The 18,244-nt window shown below is 31.9% G+C and carries 18 protein-coding genes; 13 read left to right on the plus strand and 5 right to left on the minus strand.

Annotated features, from left to right (window positions below):
- The first annotated feature begins 19 nt into the window (after nucleotides 1-19).
- The 3 genes from AC6EJB_RS01645 to AC6EJB_RS01655 all read left to right on the plus strand — a co-directional run bounded on the left by AC6EJB_RS01645 (nucleotide 20) and on the right by AC6EJB_RS01655 (nucleotide 1,860).
- Nucleotides 20-403, plus strand: coding sequence for a DUF3110 domain-containing protein (locus tag AC6EJB_RS01645; RefSeq protein WP_498491994.1), 384 nt, complete (start codon nucleotides 20-22; stop codon nucleotides 401-403).
- Nucleotides 400-1,332: an N-acetylmuramic acid 6-phosphate etherase gene (gene murQ, locus AC6EJB_RS01650; RefSeq protein WP_498491995.1), complete on the plus strand. Its 933-nt coding sequence runs from the start codon at nucleotides 400-402 to the stop codon at nucleotides 1,330-1,332. Before AC6EJB_RS01645 ends, murQ begins: the two co-directional genes overlap by 4 nt.
- Nucleotides 1,333-1,419: 87 nt before the next feature.
- Nucleotides 1,420-1,860 (plus strand): peptidylprolyl isomerase, encoded by a 441-nt coding sequence (locus AC6EJB_RS01655; protein ID WP_498491996.1) that lies wholly within the window; start codon nucleotides 1,420-1,422, stop codon nucleotides 1,858-1,860.
- A gap of 2 nt (nucleotides 1,861-1,862) precedes the next feature.
- Here AC6EJB_RS01655 and ribBA read toward each other — a convergent pair whose 3' ends face one another.
- Entirely contained in the window at nucleotides 1,863-3,548 is a 1,686-nt protein-coding gene (gene ribBA / locus AC6EJB_RS01660; protein ID WP_498491997.1) for a bifunctional 3,4-dihydroxy-2-butanone-4-phosphate synthase/GTP cyclohydrolase II, read from the minus strand.
- An 86-nt stretch (nucleotides 3,549-3,634) separates the two neighbouring features.
- On the opposite strand from ribBA, the gene argC reads away from it, so the two are divergent.
- The gene (gene argC / locus AC6EJB_RS01665) at nucleotides 3,635-4,714 is read left to right on the plus strand and encodes an N-acetyl-gamma-glutamyl-phosphate reductase (protein WP_498491998.1); all 1,080 of its coding nucleotides are present in this window, start codon (nucleotides 3,635-3,637) and stop codon (nucleotides 4,712-4,714) included.
- Between the two features lies 1 nt (nucleotide 4,715).
- On the opposite strand, the gene purN is transcribed toward argC, so the two are convergent.
- Nucleotides 4,716-5,396: a phosphoribosylglycinamide formyltransferase gene (gene purN, locus AC6EJB_RS01670; RefSeq protein ID WP_498491999.1), complete on the minus strand. Its 681-nt coding sequence runs from the start codon at nucleotides 5,394-5,396 to the stop codon at nucleotides 4,716-4,718.
- An 82-nt stretch (nucleotides 5,397-5,478) separates the two neighbouring features.
- Nucleotides 5,479-5,697, minus strand: coding sequence for a hypothetical protein (locus tag AC6EJB_RS01675; RefSeq protein ID WP_498492000.1), 219 nt, complete (start codon nucleotides 5,695-5,697; stop codon nucleotides 5,479-5,481).
- Between AC6EJB_RS01675 and AC6EJB_RS01680 the strand changes: the two genes are divergently transcribed.
- The gene (locus tag AC6EJB_RS01680; protein ID WP_498492001.1) at nucleotides 5,681-7,279 is read left to right on the plus strand and encodes a glucose-6-phosphate isomerase; all 1,599 of its coding nucleotides are present in this window, start codon (nucleotides 5,681-5,683) and stop codon (nucleotides 7,277-7,279) included. The genes AC6EJB_RS01675 and AC6EJB_RS01680 overlap by 17 nt on opposite strands.
- 3 nt (nucleotides 7,280-7,282) lie before the next feature.
- Here AC6EJB_RS01680 and leuS read toward each other — a convergent pair whose 3' ends face one another.
- Nucleotides 7,283-9,871: a leucine--tRNA ligase gene (leuS, locus tag AC6EJB_RS01685; RefSeq protein ID WP_498492002.1), complete on the minus strand. Its 2,589-nt coding sequence runs from the start codon at nucleotides 9,869-9,871 to the stop codon at nucleotides 7,283-7,285.
- 144 nt (nucleotides 9,872-10,015) lie between these two features.
- Between leuS and dapF the strand changes: the two genes are divergently transcribed.
- From dapF to AC6EJB_RS01705, 4 genes are read left to right on the plus strand one after another with little or no spacing between them, the layout of a single operon-like run.
- Nucleotides 10,016-10,870: a diaminopimelate epimerase gene (gene dapF / locus AC6EJB_RS01690; protein ID WP_498492003.1), complete on the plus strand. Its 855-nt coding sequence runs from the start codon at nucleotides 10,016-10,018 to the stop codon at nucleotides 10,868-10,870.
- Between the two features lie 12 nt (nucleotides 10,871-10,882).
- Complete coding sequence (locus AC6EJB_RS01695) at nucleotides 10,883-12,064, plus strand: cysteine desulfurase family protein (RefSeq protein WP_498492004.1); 1,182 nt, start codon at nucleotides 10,883-10,885, stop codon at nucleotides 12,062-12,064.
- A 10-nt stretch (nucleotides 12,065-12,074) separates the two neighbouring features.
- A complete protein-coding gene (locus tag AC6EJB_RS01700) occupies nucleotides 12,075-12,695 on the plus strand; it encodes a DUF1995 family protein (protein ID WP_498492005.1) in 621 nt (206 codons plus the stop codon).
- A gap of 4 nt (nucleotides 12,696-12,699) precedes the next feature.
- Nucleotides 12,700-13,935: a D-alanyl-D-alanine carboxypeptidase gene (locus tag AC6EJB_RS01705; RefSeq protein WP_498492006.1), complete on the plus strand. Its 1,236-nt coding sequence runs from the start codon at nucleotides 12,700-12,702 to the stop codon at nucleotides 13,933-13,935.
- Here AC6EJB_RS01705 and coaD read toward each other — a convergent pair.
- Complete coding sequence (gene coaD / locus AC6EJB_RS01710) at nucleotides 13,932-14,408, minus strand: pantetheine-phosphate adenylyltransferase (RefSeq protein ID WP_498492007.1); 477 nt, start codon at nucleotides 14,406-14,408, stop codon at nucleotides 13,932-13,934. The two genes, AC6EJB_RS01705 and coaD, sit on opposite strands and share 4 nt — an antisense overlap.
- Before the next feature lie 67 nt (nucleotides 14,409-14,475).
- Between coaD and AC6EJB_RS01715 the strand changes: the two genes are divergently transcribed.
- The 4 genes from AC6EJB_RS01715 (at nucleotide 14,476) to AC6EJB_RS01730 (ending at nucleotide 18,239) form a co-directional block, all read left to right on the plus strand.
- Entirely contained in the window at nucleotides 14,476-14,958 is a 483-nt protein-coding gene (locus AC6EJB_RS01715; RefSeq protein ID WP_498492008.1) for a flavin reductase family protein, read from the plus strand.
- Nucleotides 14,959-14,976: 18 nt separating this feature from the next.
- Complete coding sequence (gene uvrC / locus AC6EJB_RS01720) at nucleotides 14,977-16,899, plus strand: excinuclease ABC subunit UvrC (RefSeq protein WP_498492009.1); 1,923 nt, start codon at nucleotides 14,977-14,979, stop codon at nucleotides 16,897-16,899.
- Nucleotides 16,900-17,032: 133 nt separating this feature from the next.
- On the plus strand, nucleotides 17,033-17,569 hold the full coding sequence (gene hemG, locus AC6EJB_RS01725; protein WP_498492010.1) for a menaquinone-dependent protoporphyrinogen IX dehydrogenase: 537 nt from the start codon (nucleotides 17,033-17,035) through the stop codon (nucleotides 17,567-17,569).
- 94 nt (nucleotides 17,570-17,663) lie between these two features.
- The gene (locus tag AC6EJB_RS01730; protein WP_498492011.1) at nucleotides 17,664-18,239 is read left to right on the plus strand and encodes a PHP domain-containing protein; all 576 of its coding nucleotides are present in this window, start codon (nucleotides 17,664-17,666) and stop codon (nucleotides 18,237-18,239) included.
- Nucleotides 18,240-18,244: the final 5 nt, after the last annotated feature.

An 18,244-nucleotide genomic window follows, 5' to 3' on the forward strand; every position in this document is an offset into this window, starting at 1 on the left:
AGCTGGTTTTATTATAATTATGTTAGTTCATGTCCTTTTGTATGATGCGGGGACTCAAAATGAGGGAATACATTCCCTCGAACTTAAAGGCTCAACAGTAATCCTTATGTTTCAAGAAAAAGATGATGCTCAAAGATATTGTGGATTGCTTGAAGCTCAGGATTTTCCGACCCCTTCTGTCGAGAAATTAACTAGATCTGACATTGAGACTTTCTGTCTGGAGGCTGGATATGAGGCACGTTTTGTTGAGAAAGGTTTTATTCCTAGCACTGATGAGGAAAGATTAATGATTTCTCCGCCTCTTTCAAATTTAGAAGTAGGAAACTGGCAAAATATAAATAATAAACAGTCTTCTGATGAACAGCTTGAAGATATAAAAAAACGTCTAGAAAATCTTTTATGATTAATTCATATAAATATTCTGATGATAATAGCTTACAGATATTAACTGAGCAAATTAATTTAACTTCTTTAGATTTAGATTCTAAGTCTACTTTACAGATTGTTAATCTTTTTTCTGAAGCAGATAAAGAACCACAAATAGCTGTTAATAAAGCTATTCCAGAAATAGTTAAAGCAATTGATGAGATTACATCTAAACTTAAATTAGATGGTCGTTTGTTTTATATAGGTGCAGGAACTTCAGGAAGATTAGGTGTTCTTGATGCTTCTGAATGTCCACCCACTTTTTGTATATCACCAGAAAAAGTACAAGGAATTATAGCGGGAGGAGAACCTGCCTTAACAAAAAGTTCTGAAGATCTTGAGGATAGTAAAGATCTTGCAATTTCTTCTCTAAAAGAAAAAAAGTTTAGCAAGGATGATGTATTAATTGGTATAACGGCAAGTGGCAGAACGCCCTATGTTCTATCTGCATTAAAATATTCCAAAGGTATAAAAGCACTTACAATTTCTATTTCATCTGTTCCCCGTAATGATTCACTTATTTCTTCTGATATTGATATTAGATTGTTGACAGGTCCGGAGATTCTTGCAGGTTCAACAAGACTAAAAGCAGGCACAGCAACCAAGATGGCGTTGAATATTATTTCAACATCCGTGATGATTAAATTAGGAAAGGTTTATGGAAATAGAATGGTCGATCTTTCAGTTACAAATAGTAAGTTGTTGAATAGAGCGGTTACTATCTTATTAGAAGTTGGATCAGTTAATAAAGATGAAGCTTTTAGATTACTTAAAATGACTAATGGTTCTGTTAAATTATCATTATTAATTGCATTGTCCAATTTAGATGTTATTAAGGCTAAAAAATTACTTGCTGATTCTAATGGAAACTTAAGACATGCTTTGTCCAAAGTTACTAATAATTAAATTAAATTAAATTTATTTTTACTCATATAAGATAACTTTAATGCATTAAGTTTTAAAAACAGTTACTATGAAAAAAAATCTTTTAAAATGTCGAAAGTATTAATGAACACTGATAAGGGCCAATTAACAATTGACCTTTTTGATGATGATGCCCCAAGGACAGTAGAAAATTTTTTGAAGCTTGTAAGTGAAAGATTTTATGATGGTCTTTCATTTCATCGAGTTATAGATGGATTTATGGCTCAAGGTGGATGTCCAAACACAAGAGAAGGTTCAAAAGGAATGCCTGGTACAGGTGGGCCTGGTTATTCAATTAATTGTGAGATTAATCCCAACAAGCATGTTGCAGGCTCTCTCTCAATGGCACACGCTGGAAAGGATACTGGTGGTAGTCAATTCTTTTTAGTCCATTCACCACAGCCGCATCTTGATGGAGTCCATACTGTTTTCGGCAAAACGGAAGATATGAAAGTTCTTCTATCAATTACTAATGGAACTAAAATAAATAGTGTAAGTCTTATAAAGTGATTTTAGCTCCATATAATCATACTAGTTTTATCCTTTAGATTCCAGTCAAATAAAGGAGAGCTTTCAATTATCGAAAGCTCTTTTTTATCCTTTTTTTCTATAATTATATTTTGAGATGGATGGATAAGTTGTTCATGATTGTCGCTTTTAATTATTCCAATTCTTTCAGTTTTTTCCCAGTTACATAGTTCTTTTAACAGAGATTCTAACAACCTTTTATCAATTAGATTTTTTTCTAACTGTGATTTAATATCTCTATGTGTAATATTCCATATAAAAATAGGGTTTTCGCATAAGGCACTTAATCTTGGTGCATTTTCTATTGATATGTTTAAAAAATGATTTCTTGACCATTTACTTGCCTTATTTTCAAAGTGCTTCAATTCATTATTTGTTATATTTCCATCCCAAAAAACAACTATATTTTGTGTCTCATTCGTAAGATTTATTTGCTTATTATTATCAATTAAATGTCCAAGTTTTTCCCTCTTTACTTCAAGGTATGCTGCATTGTGATCTCCTGGACAAATTACTAATGGTACTCTGGTCTCTACCTTAAGCCCATATCCTCCAAGTCCAGCAATTTTTCTAGGATTATTTGTTAATAATTTAAGTCTATTTATTCCTAAATCAGTCAAGATTTGAGCTCCGACCCCATAATTTCTAAGATCTGCTGGAAAACCTAATTTTTCATTTGCTTCTACTGTATCCAGGCCTCCATCCTGCAAATTGTAAGCTTTTAATTTATTGACCAACCCAATCCCTCTTCCCTCCTGCCTGAGATATACAACTACTCCTTCTCCTTCTTGAGAAATTCTTGATAAAGCAGCCTCTAATTGAGGCCTACAATCACATCTTAAAGATCCGAAGGCATCTCCGGTAAGGCACTCTGAGTGCATTCGTACTAAAACTGGTTCCTTCAGATTCTCAGGATTACCTTTTATTATCGCAACATGTTCTGATCCGTCTAATTCATTTTTATATCCAATAGCCTTAAAATCACCAAATAAACTTGGCAATTTAGCAACTGCTTGTCTATAGACAAATCTTTCGTTCTCAAGTCTGTAGTGTATTAAATCTGCAATACTTATCAACTTTAAATTTCTTTCTTGGGCGTATTTTTTAAGTTCTGGTAATCGCGCCATTGAGCCGTCATGATTTTGAATCTCACATATGACACCTGCCGGAGATAGGCCAGCCAATAATGATAAATCAACTGCAGCCTCTGTATGGCCTGCTCTTTTTAATACTCCACCAATTTTTGCCCTTAAGGGAAAAATATGACCTGGTCTTCTTAAATCAATTGGTTTTGTTTCACTATTGAGGGCTACTTGAATTGTTTTTGCTCGATCTTCCGCTGATATTCCTGTGGAGACCCCAAATTCTGGACCTGCATCAATACTTACAGTGAATGCTGTTTGGTTCGAATCAGTATTTCTATCAACCATTAATGGTAGATCTAATTCGTCTAATCTTTTCCCTTGCATCGCTAAGCAAATCAATCCTCTTGCTTCCCTAGCCATGAAATTAATCTGCTGCGGAGTTGCAAATTGAGCTGCGCAAATCAAATCTCCCTCATTTTCTCTTTTTTCATCATCAACAACAACAACACATTCTCCGTTCCTTATAGCGGCAAGAGCATCCGCTATATCATCAAATTCAATTTCATAACAATCTTCTGATTTCAACTTATTCCTCTAGTTTGTGGTGAAATGGTTCTTTGCTAATTATTCTCAAATGAATATTCTATATTCTACGAAATAATCTTGAAGTTATGGCAATTAATAAACCAAAAGCGGGAAGGGTCGCAATTATTGGAGCTTCCGGATATGGAGGTCTACAACTTGTTAAGTTAATAAATGAGCATCCAAAATTTGATATTTCATATTTAGCAGGTGAACGAACTGCAGGAAAAAGTTGGAATGAAACAAATCCTTTTATCAATATTTCAGTTGATCAAGAAATTTCTTCTACAAATATTGAACAAATATCTAAAGTTTCTGATTACGCAATATTGAGTTTACCTAATGGAATCTCATCACAACTATCCCCTTTATTATTAGAAAATGGCATAAAAGTTCTTGATTTGTCGGCTGATTATAGATTTAAATCTCTAAACAAATGGAAGGAAGTTTACGCAAAAGAGTCTTCAAAATATCCAAGGTTTGACTTTGAATTATGTGAAGAGGCTATTTATGGTTTTTCAGAAGAATTTAGTAGTGAAATATCTAAGTCAAGATTAATTGCATGTCCAGGTTGTTACCCAACATCATCTTTGAGTGTTCTTATTCCTTTTTTAAAACAGGGTTTAATTGAAAGTGAGGGAATTGTTATTGATGCGAAATCAGGGACATCAGGCGGAGGGAGGAATCCAAACGAACAATTGCTCTTATCTGAGTGTTCTGAATCAATTAAACCTTACGGAGTAATTGGTCATAGGCATACAGCTGAAATTGAAAATATTGCTAGTCACTTTGCTGGCCATGAAGTGAATTTACAATTTACCCCGCATTTAGTTCCAATGGTCAGGGGAATTTTATCAACAGTTTATGCTCGTTTAAGGGATCCTGGATTAACGGCTGATGACTGTAAAATTGTTTTGGAAGCTTTTTATAAAAACAAGCCATTTATTGAGATTTTGCCTGTTGGAACATATCCCGCAACAAAATGGGTTAAAAATACAAATAAGATTATGATTTCTGTAGAAGTTGATAAACGTAACGGTCGAATAGTACTTATGAGTGTTATTGATAATCTTCTAAAAGGTCAAGCAGGTCAGGCTATACAAAATTTAAATATTATGCACGGACTTGAATCAGATATGGGTCTTCCTAAAATTACCTACTATCCTTAACTCAAGTTCTTATATTCTTAGCTACTTTTGCTATTGCTAAAGGTAATATTATATGTTCCATATCTTGAATTCTTTTTTTTAAAGTTTCTTTGCTTTCTTCTTCTTTAAGGGGGACTGCAGCTTGAATAATTATTGAACCAGAATCAACTTCCTTTTGCACATAATGAACTGTACATCCAGTAATAGTTACTCTGTTATCGATTGCCTGCTGTATTGCATCTATACCTTTAAATGAAGGCAAGAGTGATGGATGTATATTAATTAGACGGCTTTCAAACCTTTTAATTATTTGTTCACCAACAATTCTCATCCATCCAGCCATAACAACTAGTTCTACGGATAATTCCTCTAGTTTTTCCATAACCAACATATCGTGTTCTAATCTCGTATTACAATCTCTATGATTAATGATTATATAGGGTATATTGAATTTTAATGCCTTTTGTATAGCTAAGCAATTCGGATTATTGACAATTAGAATAGAGATTTCGGCATTAAGCTGTTTGCTTTGAATTGATTTAACAATGTATTCAAAATTAGAACCGTCTCCTGAGGCAAGTATCCCTAATCTGATTTTTGGTTCAAATAGGGGGCTTTCTGAATCAAATGGACTAATTAGGCATTGTCCATTTAAACCATTATATAAATTATTTTTTCTATATTCTTTATTATCTTGATTCATCAATTAATGATAATTATCCAACTAAATATATGACCTTTTGAAGAAATTACAATATTTAAATATAAAGAGATATTTAATATTATTAAAAAGTTAAAATACTTTTAGATATAGCCGGGGTTAGATAATAATTACTAGCAAGCTTATTTACATTCTTTTTGTCAATTACTAAACATTTGCCATTTAAAAACCATTCTTGACTAATATAAATTAGTTTTATTTGTTTAACGGTTCTCATTTGAGAATACCTTCTAACAGAACTCATTAAGGAGTATTCTTTATCAATAATGGCAATAACTGACATCTTCCAGATGAACAACAAAGATAAATGGTTAAGGTACTGCGACCTTTTATTTAGCGATGATTCATTAGGTTTTTGGTTAGATATAAGCAGAATGGATGTCGAGACTACCGATTTTGATTATTTTAAGGACAATTTTTCAAAAGCTTTTGATTCTTTATCAAATCTCGAAAAAGGATCAATAGCTAATATTGACGAAGATAGACAAGTCGGGCATTATTGGCTTCGTAATCCAAAAATTGCTCCTAGCCAAGAAATTTCAGATTCTATTACTAAGGAAATTAAAGATATATCCAAGTTTGGGTCTTCTATCTTAAATGGTGAAATAACAAACATCGATGGAAAAAAATATACAGATGTTTTTTGGATAGGAATAGGTGGAAGTGGTTTAGGTCCACTACTGATTAAGGAGTCTTTTAAAAAGGAAAATATAGGGTTGAATATACATTTTCTAGATAATGTAGATCCTGAGGGCATTTCCCATAAATTAAATTCTATTCTTCCAAATATTGATTCAACTTTGTTTGTAGTTGTTAGTAAATCTGGCGGCACTCCAGAACCATTGATTGGAATGGAGCAAGCTATGAAGTTTGTCCACGACAATAACCAGGATTGGTCATCTCGAGCGATAGCTATTACTTCAAAAGGGAGTAAGTTAGATGTCTTAGCACGTAACGAAAATTGGTTAGCTATTTTTGATTTACCTGATTGGGTTGGTGGAAGGACAAGTATTACTGGTGCTGTTGGATTATTACCTGCAGTTCTAATTGGCGCTGATATAAACAAGTTTTTAGATGGAGCATCTCAAATGGATGCACTAACAAGAGTAAATGACATTAAAAATAATCCAGCAGCACTTTTGTCTTTAGCTTGGTTCAAATCCGGAAATGGAAAAGGGTTAAGAGATATGGTTGTACTTCCGTATAGAGACAGATTAGAAGTCTTCAGTAGATATCTTCAACAACTTGTGATGGAATCTTTAGGCAAGAAGTTCGATAGAGATGAAAATCAAGTTAATCAAGGAATTGCAGTTTATGGAAACAAAGGTTCTACTGATCAGCATGCATATGTGCAGCAATTAAGAGATGGAGTTGATAATTTCTTTGTTAATTTCTTAGAGATTCTTCACGACCCTGCAGAGATAATTGAAGTAAAAAATAAACGACCAGGTGACTATTTATCTGGTTTTCTTCAAGGAACTCGTTCAGCATTGACAGAAGGCGGTAGACAGAATTTGACAATTACATTCAAATCTTTTGATGAATCAAGCCTTGGAGCTTTAATTGCATTATTTGAGAGAGCCGTAAGCCTATATGCAGAATTAATTAATGTTAATGCTTATAATCAACCTGGAGTGGAAGCTGGAAAAAAAGCTGCTACAAATATAATTAATCTTCAAAAAGAAATAGAGAAACTTTTAGAAGATGGGAAGCGAAGAACATTAAATGAAATCAACGATGCGTTGTCTACTGACTCCACTGAGTCGATTTATTTAATTCTCAGAAAACTTTCAGAGAATTCTGATCAATATTCAATGATTGGTAATCAATCAAATCCAGATAAACTAATTATTTCAAGAAATTGATTTCTAAATAACTATATTCACTAATTTATTCGGAACAACAATTATTCTTTTTGGTTCTTGTCCATTGATCCACTTTAGAGCAGCCTCACTTTTAATTGCGATATCCCCTAATTTGTCTTTAGATAGATTTTTACTTGCATCAATTGATCCTCTAACTTTTCCATTTATTTGTATCATAAGTTTAAAAGTATCTTCTTCAATTGCAGCTTCATCGAATTTTGGCCATGATTGAAGATGAATACTTTGAGTATTCCCTATTGTCTTCCAAAGCTCCTCTGCAATATGAGGAGAAAAAGGAGAGGTTATTTTAACTAATATAGAAATAACATTACTTAGAGTTTCATTACTACAGTTATTTACTATTAAATTTAGGCCATTTACAGCTTTCATAAGTTCAGATATTGCTGTATTAAATTGAAGATTATCTAGATCTTCAGTAATTTCCTTAATTGCAATATTAATTAGACGTAATGCCTCATCATCTTTTAACTTTTCTTTTTCTATATTTAATCTTCTATTATTCTTAGTGAGTTCTAAAGTATTAATAACAAACTTCCAAAGTCTTTGTATAAATCGATATTGACCTTCAACATCTGAATCATCCCATTCCAAATCTTTTTCTGGAGGAGCTTTAAAAAGTATAAACATTCTAGCCGTGTCAGCACCATATTTATCTATAACTAAAGAAGGATCAACACCATTATATTTTGACTTTGACATCTTTTCATAAATGATTTCAATACTCTCTCCAGTAATTGGATCTTTAGGATCATTAATATCTTTAATTTGATCTTTTGAAAAATATTTATTAGTATTTGTATTCTTAAAAGTAATAGCTTGAACCATTCCCTGCGTTAATAATTTCTGAAATGGCTCTTTAATATTTATTAATCCACATCTCTTTAAAGCCTTGGTTAAAAATCTTGAATAAAGTAAATGTAAGATTGCGTGCTCTATACCACCAACGTATTGTTTAACAGGAAGCCATTTATCTATTTCACTTTTTATAAATGGTTTATCATCATTTTTAGGGTTTATATATCTTAAAAAGTACCAAGATGAACACATAAAAGTGTCCATAGTGTCTGTTTCTCTTTTTGCTTCAAGTCCACATTCTGGACAACAAGTATTTATCCATTCTGTTTTTGTAGTTAAAGGTGACTGACCTTTACCAGTTAATTTAATATCTATAGGTAGAGAAACAGGAAGATCTTTGTCCGGGACTCGAACTTGACCACACTTCTTACAATTGATAATAGGAATTGGGCAACCCCAATATCTTTGTCTAGATATTAGCCAATCTCTTAACTTATAGGTGATTTTTGGTTTTGCCCAGTTATCATTAGAACCTAATTCAAGTATTTTTGTTTTTGCAATGTTAGACTCAATTCCATTGAATCTATCAGAATTAATCATAATACCCTTATCTACGTACTCAGCATTTAAATAACTATTATCTTCATCATTATTTGGTCTTATGACATAATTAATTGGTAAATCATATGATTTAGCAAACTTATAATCTCTACTGTCATGAGCGGGAACACCCATGACAGCTCCAGTTCCATATTCCATAATCACATAATCGCCAATCCAAACTGGTATCTCTTTATTATTTGCTGGATTAATTGCATTTACTCCTAAATACATTCCGAGTTTTTTTCTACTATCTGAATTACGTTCTAGATCACTTAACTTCTCTTGAGTTTTCCTAAATTCATTTAATTGATCAATATCTTTATCATTTATTAATTTATCAATTAACGGATGATTTGATGCTAAGACAATATAACTTACTCCATAGACTGTATCAATTCTTGTAGTGAAAGCTGTTATTTTTTGGTCGTGATTTTTGATATCAAATGTTATTTCAGCGCCGATTGATTTCCCAATCCAATTTTTTTGCATAATCCTGACTCTTTCTGGCCAGTCTTTAAGCTTAACTAAATCCTTATTTAGATCTTCGGCAAAACTAGTAATTCTTAGAAACCACTGGTTTAATTCCTTTTTCTCAACTTTAGCTCCAGATCTCCAAGATTTACCCTCCGCATCTACTTGTTCATTTGCAAGAACAGTTTGATCAATTGGATCCCAATTCACTGTTGCTTTTTTTTGATAGGCAAGATTATTTTTATGTAATTGATTAAATATATATTGAGTCCATTTATAATAATCTTCTTTGCAAGTAGTAACTTCTTTAGACCAATCTATTGATAATCCAAGTCGATCTAATTGATCTTTCATTTGTGAGATATTTTTATCTGTCCAAGTAGATGGACTTGTTTCTCTTTCTATTGCTGCATTTTCAGCCGGTAAGCCGAATGCATCCCATCCCATTGGATGAAGGACGTTATAACCCTGCATCCTTTTATATCTAGCAAGTACATCTGTAATGACATAATTCCTCACGTGCCCCATATGTAATGAACCGGAAGGGTACGGGAACATCGACAACGCGTAAAAAGTATTGTCTTTTTTTACATCCGTATTTGTTCTATAGAGCCCTTTATTAGCCCACTCTTTTTGCCAATAAGCTTCTATATCACGAGGCTCGTAACGCTGGTCAAAAATCTCTGAAGTAGTATTATTCAAGGAAGATCTCCTTCAGTAGTTGATTTGCCAATCAAATAATGTTCTCATAAATTGATGCCCAATATGCGATTAGTACTGAAATTACAACCAAGAAAGCTTTGAAAGCTTTATTTTCTACGAACATAGTTAAACAAACTTTAAATCATGAAAAATAATTTCTCAAAATATCAAGGACTTGGTAACGACTTTATTATCTTTGATGCTCGAGGAAATAATTTAGATAATTTGTTTACTGAAAATAAAGATAATTTTATTGAACATCTATGTAATAGAAATTTTGGCATCGGAGCTGATGGAATTATTCTTGTATTAGAGTCCAAAAATAAATGTTTTGTGAGAATGAAGATATTTAATTCTGATGGATCTGAACCAGAAATGTGTGGAAACGGTATAAGATGCTTGATTGCTTTTTTAAATGATAATTATGAAATTAAAGATAAGTCTGAGATTCTAATTGAAACTAAAGCTGGTCTGATTATTACCTTTATTGATGATGATAAAAATATCAAAGTAAATATGGGTGAACCTATTCTTTCTCCTGAAGATATACCTACTAAATTGTTAATGAATAATTTAACTATTCCCAATGGAAAGATTACAATAAATGATCAAACTTTAAATGTTTATGCTGCTAGCATGGGAAATCCTCATATGATCGTATTTGTTGATAAAATTGAAAATATACCATTTGAAGATTGGGGAAGATACCTGGAAAAACACAACACATTTCCCAATGATACCAATGTTCACTTTGTAGAATTAATTGATAAATCAAATATTAAAGTTAAAGTATGGGAGAGAGGATGTGGGCCAACACTGGCTTGTGGAACTGGAGCTTGCGCATGTCTTGTCGTAACAGCTAATCTAGGTAAAACTTTAAACAAAGCTAATGTCTATTTACCAGGCGGAAAGTTAGAAATTGAATGGCCCAATCAAGCAGGTCCAGTTTTAATGCAGGGGCCTGCATTAAAAGTATTTAGTGGAGAGATAGATATTTAATCACTCTTCTATATGAAAAATATTTATCTCGATGCATCAGCGACTACTCCGCCACATATTGATGTTATTAATAAATTAAAGGATATACAATCTGAATGCTGGGGGAATCCATCAAGTATTCATAATGTTGGGGTTATTGCAAGAGATATTTTAGAAAGATCTAGATTATCAATAGCTAATAAATTAAAAGCTTCATCTGAGGAAATATTTTTCACTTCTGGAGCAACTGAATCGAATTATCTTGCTCTTAAATCTGTATCTAAAAATCTTGATAAAGGAAGACTTGTTATAAGTAACGTTGAACACCCTTCTATTAACTTAATAGCGAATCAATTGCTTATTGATGGCTGGGATATTAAATACTGGCCTGTAGATAATTATGGAATTATTGACTTAGATCTGTTGGATGAAATGTTAACTCCTCCGACAAAAATTGTTTCGATAATCTGGGGGCAAAGTGAAATTGGGTCCATTCAGCCCATAAATCTAATAGGAATGGAATGTAAAAAACGAAATATACTTTTTCATACTGATGCGACACAGGTCCTCCCTAGCGGTCTTTTTGATTGGAGTAATTTAAATGTTGATATGCTTAGTGCCTCTGCGCATAAACTTCAAGGCCCTAAAGGAATTGGATTATTAATGTTGCGAAAAAGCGTTCGAGATTTATTGATTAATGATCCTTCCTATGGATTCAAGAATGGCTCTATAAGATCTGGTACTGAGTCAGTTCCGCTTATTGCAGGTTTTTCGACAGCAATTGACCTACTAAATGAATATATAGAAGTTAGTGCTAATGAAACTTTATTTCCTGAGAATAATGTTTCTAAAATGACTTCTATTTTAAAAAATAATCTAGTTAAGAATAAACAACTTACATTTACTGGTCATCCTAAAGAACGATTACCGAATAATCTCTCATTTCTCTGTCATACAAAATCAATGATTCCAATTAATGGTAGAGAAATTGTTCGATTATTGTCACAACATGGTGTCTATATAAGCAGTGGTAGTGCTTGCTCATCATCTAGTCAAGGACCAAATCCCATACTGGTAGCAATTAATATTGATAAACCACTCCAAGAATCTGGATTAAGAATAACTATTGGTCCATGGATTTCAAATGATGATATTAATTCAGTTTCAAATATAATATATGAATTATTGCAATCTTTAGAACTAAAAAAACAATGATCATTAAATTATGAATATCCTACCCTCAGATCTTAGAGAAGCTGAAAAAAATGTATTTGAATCAATTCAAAGTTATTTTTTAAGTAATTCTGAACAATCTTTTCTTTCTATCAACCTTAAATTTGAAGGATTACGAATCAATCCAATAATTTTTCGTTTATCTAACAAACTAACTGAAATTAAATTAGATAATGTTTTATTATGGGCAGATGCTGGTGGAGCGGCTCTTGCTAAAAGAGATAACCCTGAATTGTCCAATAAGATTTTTACATTTAAGGAGTTTATTAATTCTACAGATTCGTTGAATTCTTTATTATTAGTTTGTTCTCCTCAACCATATGATATTGAGATGTTTGAGCAAGTATGTTCTCATTCTAATTCAACGGTAATTATGGTTAACGGTAAGTTGGAAGATCCAATAGTAGGAATCGGAAGTGTCGGTAGGGAAATGAGAAAAAGATTTGCTGAAAAATGGAAGGTACTTTACTTTGTTCAACCATTATCTATGGGTGCATTATTGAAAAGATTTCCTAATGACTGGCAGCTTTTTAAATTAAACCCAGATGGATATTCTTTTGTTAAATCATTTGATAAACGTCCTGATGATGAAACTATAATCCTAAACTTATAATTCTATGAGTAAAAAAAATTATTTATATATTGGCATAATTTTATTATCAATAAATATATTAAATAGTAATTTATTCAAATTATATTCATATTTAAGACAAAGAATTAATCTTAATACTATAGGTCTTGAAAAGTTTAATATATGTCAGCCTTTGCAAAATAAAATTGAAGATTACACTTATAATTTTAATTCTAATATTAGCGTTAGTATTTTAGACAATTCTGGTGACTTCATTGCAGATATTAATGGAGAAGTACCTAGGATACCTGCTTCTAATCAGAAGATTCTTTCTAGCGCTTTTTCTTTAGACATCTTAGGACCTTATTATACTCTCGATACATCTTTAAAACAAACAAATGATGGAAGCTTATATATAGATGCATCAGGTGATCCTGATTTTGATAAAAGTCATTTAGAAGATTTAATTAGTGATCTTAATAATAATAAATATAATTTACGTTTAAAAACGCCAATAATCGTTAAAAAAAGCAATCCAAAAAATTGGTGGCCTTCAAGCTGGTCGTTTGCCGATAGGAAAGAAGAATATGGTGCACCTATTACTAAATATTCAATAGCTAGTAATGCAAGTATTTATTCTATAAATAATCCAATTGATAATTTTATTTATGAGCTAGAAACTGCTCTAAAAAAAAAGAATTTATCAAAAAGATATTTTGTAAAATCCGTGAGCGAAAACTATCCTATTGATTTTATTTCGACAATTAAAGTCATCAATTCAGCTCCTTTATATATTTTACTAAACCTTGTTAATTCTGAGAGCCATAATTTTACTGCTGAAGTTATTTTCAGACATTCAATAAGTGACTGGTCTAATGATTTCCCTAATCTAAAATACAATAATTGGATAAAAGATCAAAACTTTAATTCTGACAATTTTATCTTTGCAGATGCTAGTGGCTTATCGAGAGAGAATAGAGTAACCACTTATGGTTTATCTCAGTTTTTGAGAAGAATGAAACTTAATAGATTTTCTGACTATTATTTCTCATCATTTTCTATATTAGGTGTTAGGGGCTCGTTAGCTAATGTAAAAGCTCCAGTAAACCTTAAGGGTAGAATTTTGGCTAAATCCGGGAGACTTAATAATGTTAGATCCGTTTCTGGTGTTATTTTAGGAGAAGGCAAATTTTTTAGTATTATAGTTAACAATATGGATAATTCGACAAAACACATAATGAATATATTATCAATAGTAGATAATACTGATAATTGTAATTAATTAGTATTTAGTGCCAATAGATCTTTGGCTATAAACTCAGGAACCATATGACGAATCTCTCCACCAAATCTTGCGACTTCTTTAACTAAAGAACTACTTAAAAAACTATGATGTGTTTCTGTCGCGAGAAAAATTGTTTCGTATTGATTATTTAAAGACCTATTTGTATGAGCAACCTGTAGTTCATATTCAAAATCACTCATGGCTCTTAAGCCTCTTAAAATTAGATCCGCATTATGTTCACGAGCACAATCCACAGTTAGACCTTTAAAAGCTATTGTTCTGCAACCTGGTATATCTCTGGTTGCATTTTTAATCTGCTCTATTCTTCTCTCGCAGGAGAAAGTTGCCTTTTTCGATGGATTTTCTAATACCGCAATGAGAACTTCTCCAAATAAATCACTTCCTCTTTGAATTAGATCAAGGTGTCCAAACGTTAATGGGTCGAAGCTACCAGGATAAAGTGCCTTCATTGTTTTTTAACTTTAAAAAAGTCCATTTCTTTCATAGAATCTCATATCTATAAACGTATCAAAGCGCATGACTCTTAATCAGGATGCCAAAAAAGTTCTTTTGCGCAAAATCCCCCATGGATTATTTATATGTGCAGTAAGAGAAGGAGATGAAATAAATGGTTTTACTGCTAGCTGGGTAACACAAGGATCATTTACGCCACCTTTAGTTGTAATGGCTGTTCGCGCTGATGGATCTAGTCATGGAATTATTAAAAGAACTAAGATGTTTTCTCTAAATGTTTTGAGAGAAGATCAAAAGGATCTAGCAGCTGTGTTCTTTAAGCCGCAAAAAGGATTAGGTGGACGATTTGACGCTTGTAAATTCACATATGGAGAGCTTGGTATGCCCTTAATCGAAGATGTAATAGGTGGAGTTGAATGTGAAGTTATTTCTGGCGTAGAACATGGCGACCATACAGTCTTTGTCGCTGAAGTAAAGAGTGCAGTATTGAATAAAGATGGATCTGCTTTAAATTTAGCGAGTACAGGTTGGAACTATGGCGGCTAATTTAGCGAGACATGATCGGTGGAATTAACGCCGTTAATTAAGGACAAGTCAAGACTATCGAATTTTTTGAAGGATATACCAAACGATCCTGGTTGTTATTTGATGAAAGATCGTGAGGATAGATTATTATATGTTGGTAAGTCAAAAAAGTTAAGAAATAGAGTTAGAAGTTATTTTCGAGCCAGTGATGAATTGAGTCCAAGGATCTCTTTAATGGTTAGGCAAGTTGTAGATATTGAGTTGATAGTTACTGATACCGAAAGTGAAGCCTTAACTCTAGAATCAAATTTAATAAAATCTAATCAACCCTATTTTAATGTTCTATTAAAAGATGATAAGAAATATCCCTATATTTGTATTACCTGGGGTGATAAATATCCAAGAATCTTTTTAACTAGGAAAAGACGGGAAAGACAGAAAAAAGATAAATATTATGGTCCATACGTTGATGTTTATTTACTTAGACAGACGCTGTTTAGTATAAAAAAACTGTTTCCTCTTAGACAAAGAAGAATACCGCTTTACAAAGATAGAACGTGTCTTAACTATTCAATTGGAAGATGTCCAGGCGTTTGTCAAGAAGAAATAAGTTCAGAAGATTATAAAAATACACTAAAACGTGTTGAAATGATATTTCAAGGGAGAACTGAAGAATTGAGACTATTATTAGAAAAACAGATGCATTCTTTTTCAGAGTCATTGAAGTTTGAAGAAGCTGGATCTGTCAGAGATCAGCTAAAAGGTATAGATAGATTGTATGAATCTCAAAAGATGATTATTCCTGATTCATCTGTATGCAGAGATATAGTCGCATTGGCATCAGAAGAGAATATATCCTCTATTCAAATTTTTCAAATGCGCTCAGGAAAATTAATTGGAAGACTTGGATATTTCTCAGATAATAATAATCTCAGTACTTCTCAAATACTTCAAAAAGTTGTAGAAAATCATTACTCAAATGTAGATCCGATTGAAATACCTTCAGAAATATTAGTTCAACATCAATTACAAAATACAGATATAGTATCGGATTGGCTAAGTGAATTAAAAAAGCAAAAAGTTAATATAACAATCCCAAAAAGATCTAAGAAGGCGGAAATTATAAAATTAGTAGAAAAGAATGCAAATATGGAGTTGCAAAGAATTAGACAATCTCATGATAAAAATTTACTTGAGCTTGACGATTTGACCAATATTCTTGAGTTAATAAAAATTCCAAAAAGAATTGAATGTTATGATATTAGTCATATTCAAGGTAGTGATGCTGTCGCGTCTCAAGTAGTATTTATTGATGGTATTGCGGCTAGGCAACATTACAGAAAATATAAAATTAAAAGTTCAAATATAAAACTAGGACATAGTGACGATTTTGAATCAATGGCTGAAGTTATTACTAGGAGATTTAAAAGATGGGCTCGTTTTAAAGCTGATGGAGGTGATATGAATAAGCTATCAAGTAATGAATCTAGTGTTTTAGACAAGGATAATTTAAATGATTGGCCTGATTTAGTTGTAATAGATGGAGGTAAAGGGCAATTAAGTTCGGTATTAGAGGCTTTAGAAGAGTTGAATCTAGATCAAAATATAAATCTCATATCTTTAGCCAAGAAGAAAGAAGAGATATTTATTCCAAATGTTAAGCAATCATTAGACACTGACCCTAATCAACCTGGAATTCTTTTGTTAAGAAGAATTAGAGATGAAGCTCATAGGTTTGCAATTACCTTTCACAGACAAAAAAGAAGTCAACGTATGAAACGTTCTCAATTAAATGAGATACCAGGATTGGGACCACAAAGAATCAAATTATTATTGGAGCATTTTAGATCAATAGAGGCAATCCAAATGGCATCTCTTGCCGAACTTTCATCAACACCAGGATTAGGATCATCTACTGCTGGTGTTATCCGAAAATATTTTCATCCAGACGAAAATGATTAATTTATTGATAAATTATATCGAATCATAGATAGTTAATCATTATTGATATATTATTAATAATTCATAGAAATTGATAATTCAGGTTTTTATTGAAAATTAGAAGTAAAATATAAGCAAGTATCAAAAACTAACTGTGACTGAAGAAAAATCTAAACTTTTAATTTTATATTCAACCGTTGACGGACATACAAAACACATATGTGAATATATGTCAGAAAAACTTAATAAACATAAGGAGATAACAATTTCTTCTCTTGAGGAATCCGATAAATTTAACTTGTCAGATTTCAGCGAAATCGTTCTTGGAGCGAGTGTAAGATATGGTTATCATCGCAAGAATGTTTATGAGTTTATTAATACCAATAAAGAAACATTAGAGAAAAAGAAGACTGCCTTCTTTTCATTAAATCTTACTGCCCGGAAACCCGAAAAAAACACACCAGAAACTAATCCTTATATTATAAAATTTCTTAAAAAAGTACAATGGGAACCAACCATAAAAGGTGTTTTTGCTGGGAGACTAGATTACCCTAGTCTTGATTGTGCAAATAAATTGGCAATATTATTCATAATGGTTATTACAAATGGACCTAAGGATATCTCACAAGTTTATGAATTAACAGATTTTAAAAAGGTTGATGAATTAATTGAATCAGTATCCAAATTTTGATTTAATTAATATGTCTAATTTTGATAATCATAAGTTAATAAAGATTATTAAATCAATTAATAAGAATAGTTGTCCAAATTCTATCAACTTTCACATGCATTCAACATTTAGTGATGGAAGTTTGACTGCTAAACAAATTTATTACCAAGCAATTGAATTAAATATTGATCATTATGCAATTACAGATCATCATTCAGTTAATGCATATATTGAATTAAGCAAAATTAACGACTCAATATATAAGGAGAGATCAAATTTTCCTAAACTTTGGACTGGTATAGAAATTACTTGTCTATTAAAGGGGTGTTTAGTTCATGTTTTAGGTCTTGGTTTTGATCATAAATCAAAATACTTATTACCGTATGTTGATCATAAGGCTGCTATTGGTAAAGAATTATTAGCTTCGACAGTTGTAGATTCGATTCATAAAGCTAATGGAATTGCCGTTTTAGCTCATCCCGCTAGATATAAGCTTCCATTTTATCTCTTGATTAATGAAGCATCAAAACTTGGTTTTGATGCTGTTGAAACTTGGTATAACTATGAAAGAGCACATAATTGGATCCCATCAGAATTTGTATGCGATAAAATATTTGATTGCGCAAACTCTTATTCATTATTATCAACTTGTGGTACCGATAGCCATGGACTATCTCTTCTTAGGCGTTAAATAAG

The organism is Prochlorococcus sp. G4PB17 (genome assembly GCF_059772445.1).

Coding starts and splice junctions, on each gene's coding strand:
- argC (WP_498491998.1), top strand. CDS start 3,635: ATGGCAATTAATAAACCAAAAGCGGGAAGGGTCGCAATTATTGGAGCT.
- murQ (WP_498491995.1), top strand. CDS start 400: ATGATTAATTCATATAAATATTCTGATGATAATAGCTTACAGATATTA.
- AC6EJB_RS01675 (WP_498492000.1), bottom strand. CDS start 5,697: ATGTCAGTTATTGCCATTATTGATAAAGAATACTCCTTAATGAGTTCT.
- AC6EJB_RS01680 (WP_498492001.1), top strand. CDS start 5,681: ATGGCAATAACTGACATCTTCCAGATGAACAACAAAGATAAATGGTTA.
- AC6EJB_RS01695 (WP_498492004.1), top strand. CDS start 10,883: ATGAAAAATATTTATCTCGATGCATCAGCGACTACTCCGCCACATATT.
- AC6EJB_RS01705 (WP_498492006.1), top strand. CDS start 12,700: ATGAGTAAAAAAAATTATTTATATATTGGCATAATTTTATTATCAATA.
- AC6EJB_RS01645 (WP_498491994.1), top strand. CDS start 20: ATGTTAGTTCATGTCCTTTTGTATGATGCGGGGACTCAAAATGAGGGA.
- AC6EJB_RS01655 (WP_498491996.1), top strand. CDS start 1,420: ATGTCGAAAGTATTAATGAACACTGATAAGGGCCAATTAACAATTGAC.
- coaD (WP_498492007.1), bottom strand. CDS start 14,408: ATGAAGGCACTTTATCCTGGTAGCTTCGACCCATTAACGTTTGGACAC.
- AC6EJB_RS01700 (WP_498492005.1), top strand. CDS start 12,075: ATGAATATCCTACCCTCAGATCTTAGAGAAGCTGAAAAAAATGTATTT.
- purN (WP_498491999.1), bottom strand. CDS start 5,396: ATGAATCAAGATAATAAAGAATATAGAAAAAATAATTTATATAATGGT.
- dapF (WP_498492003.1), top strand. CDS start 10,016: ATGAAAAATAATTTCTCAAAATATCAAGGACTTGGTAACGACTTTATT.
- AC6EJB_RS01715 (WP_498492008.1), top strand. CDS start 14,476: ATGACTCTTAATCAGGATGCCAAAAAAGTTCTTTTGCGCAAAATCCCC.
- AC6EJB_RS01730 (WP_498492011.1), top strand. CDS start 17,664: ATGCATTCAACATTTAGTGATGGAAGTTTGACTGCTAAACAAATTTAT.